The sequence below is a fragment of the Paenibacillus sp. P3E genome (assembly GCF_001909045.1).
Classification (GTDB): Bacteria; Bacillota; Bacilli; order Paenibacillales; family Paenibacillaceae; genus Paenibacillus_AQ; species Paenibacillus_AQ helianthi.
The window spans coordinates 1-3,932 of record NZ_LVWH01000064.1; the positions used below are offsets into that span (position 1 = coordinate 1).

Genomic DNA, 3,932 nt, shown 5'->3' on the forward strand with positions numbered 1-3,932 from the left:
TAGGTAACCTGTTGCGTATAATATATATGTAATAGATTACTTATTTAATTGGAGGAGCTGAGTAAGTTGGATGATAAGGATGAACAGGCTTACATTTTGGGTGCTGTACTGACACTTGCCAACCGCCTTCAGGTACTGGGGGATAAATTGGACGATCAAATGACCATGAAGCAGTGGCTGCTGATTGCAGTCATTCTGAAGAGCGGTTCATCCTCCCCTACCTTAAGTGATGTTGCCGAGATGATCGGCAGCTCGCGGCAAAATGTTAAGAAGATGGCCCTTCTGCTTGAGAAGCAGGGGTTCGTTACGCTTACAAAAGATAACAAAGATGCCCGTATCCTCCGGCTGCAGTTGACCGGGAAATGTGGAACCTATTTTGCCGAAAGAAGCGAGCGGGAAGCACGTTTCATGGATTCACTATTCCAGTCATTCGATCACAGGCTAACCGAAGGCTTATTCTACGGCTTGATCCGGCTCACTGAGAACATTGCCCAAATGGAAGCAGACTTATCCGAAGACAGAGAGGTGTAGAACATATGGCCCTTTTATTGGTTATTCTGGCTGGCACTGCAGCTGCCCTGATTGTTTTTTTCAAGATTCCCTATTCCAAAACCAAAGCAGAATTCCGGAGGATTGCAGACAAGTACCTCTCCAAACCTTCCATCCCGAACGAAACGTTCACAAGCGAAGACTGGAAGCTGCTGCCTTCCCCTGTCCGGAAGTATTTTGAGACCAGCGGATTTACCGGCAAGCCGAAAATGTCCTCGATGAAAGCCGAATTTAACCAAGTAGACTTCATCCTGTCCCCCAGAAAACCTGCTATTTCCATAAAATATACACAGTACAACTTCGTTCAGCCTCCCGCCAGAATCGCTCTGATTGAGACGGCTATATACGGCATCCCTTTTCAGGGCCTTGATTCCTATGTAGCAGGTATCGGCAGTATGAAGGGCGTCCTGGGCAAGACATTCACACTCTTTAACCAGCTAGGCGAGGAGATGGATCAGGCGAGTCTGGTTACCTTTTTGTCGGAATCTCTCTGGGTGCCAAATGCCATAATTCAGGACTACATTACTTGGGTTCCTATTGACGATCATCATGTGCAGGCGACTATTTCGTGCTATGGGATTACAGCAAGCGGAATATTCAGCTTTAACGACCAGGGAGAATGCCAATCCTTTACAACGGACGACCGCACCGCCATTGGAATGGACGGCTCCAAGCAGCGTGTACGCTGGTCCGCCCTAATGAAGGATTACAAGTGGATTGACGGTATTAGACAACCTACACACCTGCAGGCTGTGTGGCATTATGACAGTGGAGATCTGGTCTATTTTGACAGCAGGAATCTTCGGGTGGAGTATCGTTGAACGTCCACTCTGCCACATCGAATCAAGCTAAAATGACAACCCATTTTTGCAGTTGCTTCCACTGTTGATATTTCAAAACCAACGTTGAATTCAGTTAAGGTATGATCGGCAGCAATAAATAAGAATCAAATTCATCCCCTGTATATAGAGTAACGTCTGCTTCCCAAATCCTGTCATCGGCCGTCTGAGTCAGCAGCGCGCAGCCGCTCTGATTCTGGCTACCAATTTCAAGGAGCAACCGATTTCCTTTAGCTACAACCATTGCGCTATCCCATATCTCAATTTCCAAGGGATAAACTCTTCCCGGAACAAGCTTCTGAACCTCATCGAAGGTGTAATAAGGCTTATACTCTGTCGATAATTCATCATCTGTTTTACGTAATGAAGCGCGCAGCCAGCCCTGACTAATGGGGAATTTCTCTGTCTGTGCTCCTGAGTTAACCACCTCATTTCCTTGTGGGTCAATATTCCGCAATGATACGAAAATGTCCATATCATCTGTAGTTGACGATGCCCACAAACGGAGCTTGATAGGCCCGAGGATCTCTGTTTCGATGTCAAATGGAGCGGTTTCAAATAGAACTCGCTTAGCGCTGTTTTCCTCTCTCGAAAATGCTTTCACCATAAAGGGATTTGCCCAGTGCTTGGATTCGTGATCCTTATCCCCTTCATAGCAAAGTTGACTCTTTGCTTGCACAGGCTCCACCGAAAGCAGCTTCGCACTTGCATCAAGGTAAAATCGAGTCCATTGGGTGCGCTTAAGCGGATACTCATTCTCGTAACGCCATGTGTAGCTATTGCCTCCGCGGGGAATGGCAAGCTTAACTTGTGGCTCTCTCGTTATACCGGTATCAATTCCCTTGAGCCAATAATCAAGGAATTTTTTTTGCAACTCACGACCTTGGGCGGTGTAAAATTCACCAACATGGCTGCCAATATGCACTTCAAGCCACTTGTGCTCCGATGCTGCATTCTGAAATCCCAGAAAGTTCCCCCGGGTATGCATTCCGGCGCTAAACCAGTTGCTAGCGGATAATAAAGGTACCTTTACTTTGCTCAGGTCAGCGAACCGATTTGTCCACGATGGATCACGTAGTGGATTATTTTTCACCATCTCCAGGAAATCCACGCGATTTGCTTGCAGTTGTTCCTCGGAAAGGTTTCCATCGGGATTGTATTGATGTGTCAAAACTCCGTTTTTCCACCAGAATGAAAGAAAACCGTTCGCCTGGATTCCACCCGGATAGCAGAATTCCGAATAATAATCTACTGTGCCCTCCCAAGGTATAATACAGGCTAGATGTGGAGGTTGTTCAGATGCCACAGCCCATTGACTCATGGCTAAATAGGAGATACCCAGCAGTCCGATTCGTCCGTTGCTCCAGGCTTGCGTTCCGGCCCATTCGATTGCATCATAATAATCCTTCTTCAAACCAACTGATAATATATCAAGCTTTCCTGGAGAATTACCGATACCACGTTCATCTACTCGCAACACAGCATACCCTTGCGGCACCCAAAATTCAGGATTTGGTGTCTCCCAGCCAAGTAAGGGCCCTTTATCCTGCGAATGAGTATATTCTATTGCAATAGTCGGGTTAACAGGAGCAAATTGTGAGAAATGCACATCCTTTCCATAAGGACACATCGTCATGATGACTGGAAAAACCCCGTCAGCATCAGGCTGGTAAAGATTAGCGGCGAGGTATTTCCCGTCTGTCATCGGAATCTGCACTTCCTTCCAGGTAAGCTCATAAAAGTGATTACTTCTTTCGTTAATGTCAATCGATAGTGGATTCATAGCTTTGCCTCCATTGGATAGTTTTTTTTGAAGTCAGTCAATTAATAAGCAGTGTGCTTCAGTATCCTGTTCAAGCGCATTGTGAACTTTCCCTAGATAATTCTAGGCTCTTATCTTCTTGCAAATGGATTCACTCCTTCTATCATTTATTATTTAGAAATATTAGTACACGTGTACTAAAGTAAGTGTATTCCTACGAGTGAACTTATTCAACTCTGATCTTTTTTGAGAAAAGCATTCTTGGCTGAGAGTACTCTGTAATTATCTCTTGAATCCTTCCGTATCCTTAATCTAGCTACTTATTTCCGCTTTTAGGACCCATTTATGATATAATGCTCTTGATTTAAAGTGCATTTCGCCAAACGCTATAAAGGAGATAGGTATGGATAATAATTTAAGAGATAAGATCCTTGAGACTTCAATTGAGTTATTTAACAAAAAAGGATATGCATATGTAACATTGAGGGACATTTCTGATGCGTTAAATATAAGTCCTGGTAATTTGACATACTATTTCAAAAAAAAACATGATCTTATGATTGGTGTTATGGCAATGCAGTATGAAGAATACAAAAACTTAAATTTCTCAGCAGACGTTTCCATTGAAGGACTGAATCAGCAGTTTTTAATCCTTAATGCATTCCGTAAAAAATATTTCTTTTATTTCTCAAGTTTTACAGAATTTCCTAAACTGTATCCTGAGATAGCTAAAATGCAAATTGAGGTCGTTAATGATTTCTATACACTTTTCATCAATACGT

At 43.7% G+C, this 3,932-nt stretch carries 4 protein-coding genes; 3 read left to right on the forward strand and 1 reads right to left on the reverse strand.

Annotation, left to right across the window (positions count from 1 at the left end):
* The first annotated feature begins 66 nt into the window (after positions 1–66).
* Together A3842_RS07590 and A3842_RS07595 are read left to right on the forward strand one after the other, a co-directional pair.
* Positions 67–531, forward strand: coding sequence for a MarR family transcriptional regulator (locus A3842_RS07590; RefSeq protein ID WP_074100963.1), 465 nt, complete (start codon positions 67–69; stop codon positions 529–531).
* A gap of 5 nt (positions 532–536) precedes the next feature.
* Positions 537–1,370, forward strand: coding sequence for a DUF6544 family protein (locus tag A3842_RS07595; protein WP_074100964.1), 834 nt, complete (start codon positions 537–539; stop codon positions 1,368–1,370).
* Between the two features lie 94 nt (positions 1,371–1,464).
* On the opposite strand, the gene A3842_RS07600 is transcribed toward A3842_RS07595, so the two are convergent.
* Entirely contained in the window at positions 1,465–3,171 is a 1,707-nt protein-coding gene (locus tag A3842_RS07600; RefSeq protein ID WP_074100965.1) for a CocE/NonD family hydrolase, read from the reverse strand.
* Between the two features lie 382 nt (positions 3,172–3,553).
* On the opposite strand from A3842_RS07600, the gene A3842_RS07605 reads away from it, so the two are divergent.
* The coding region (locus A3842_RS07605; RefSeq protein WP_143186194.1) for a TetR/AcrR family transcriptional regulator at positions 3,554–3,932 on the forward strand (379 nt) is incomplete at its 3' end.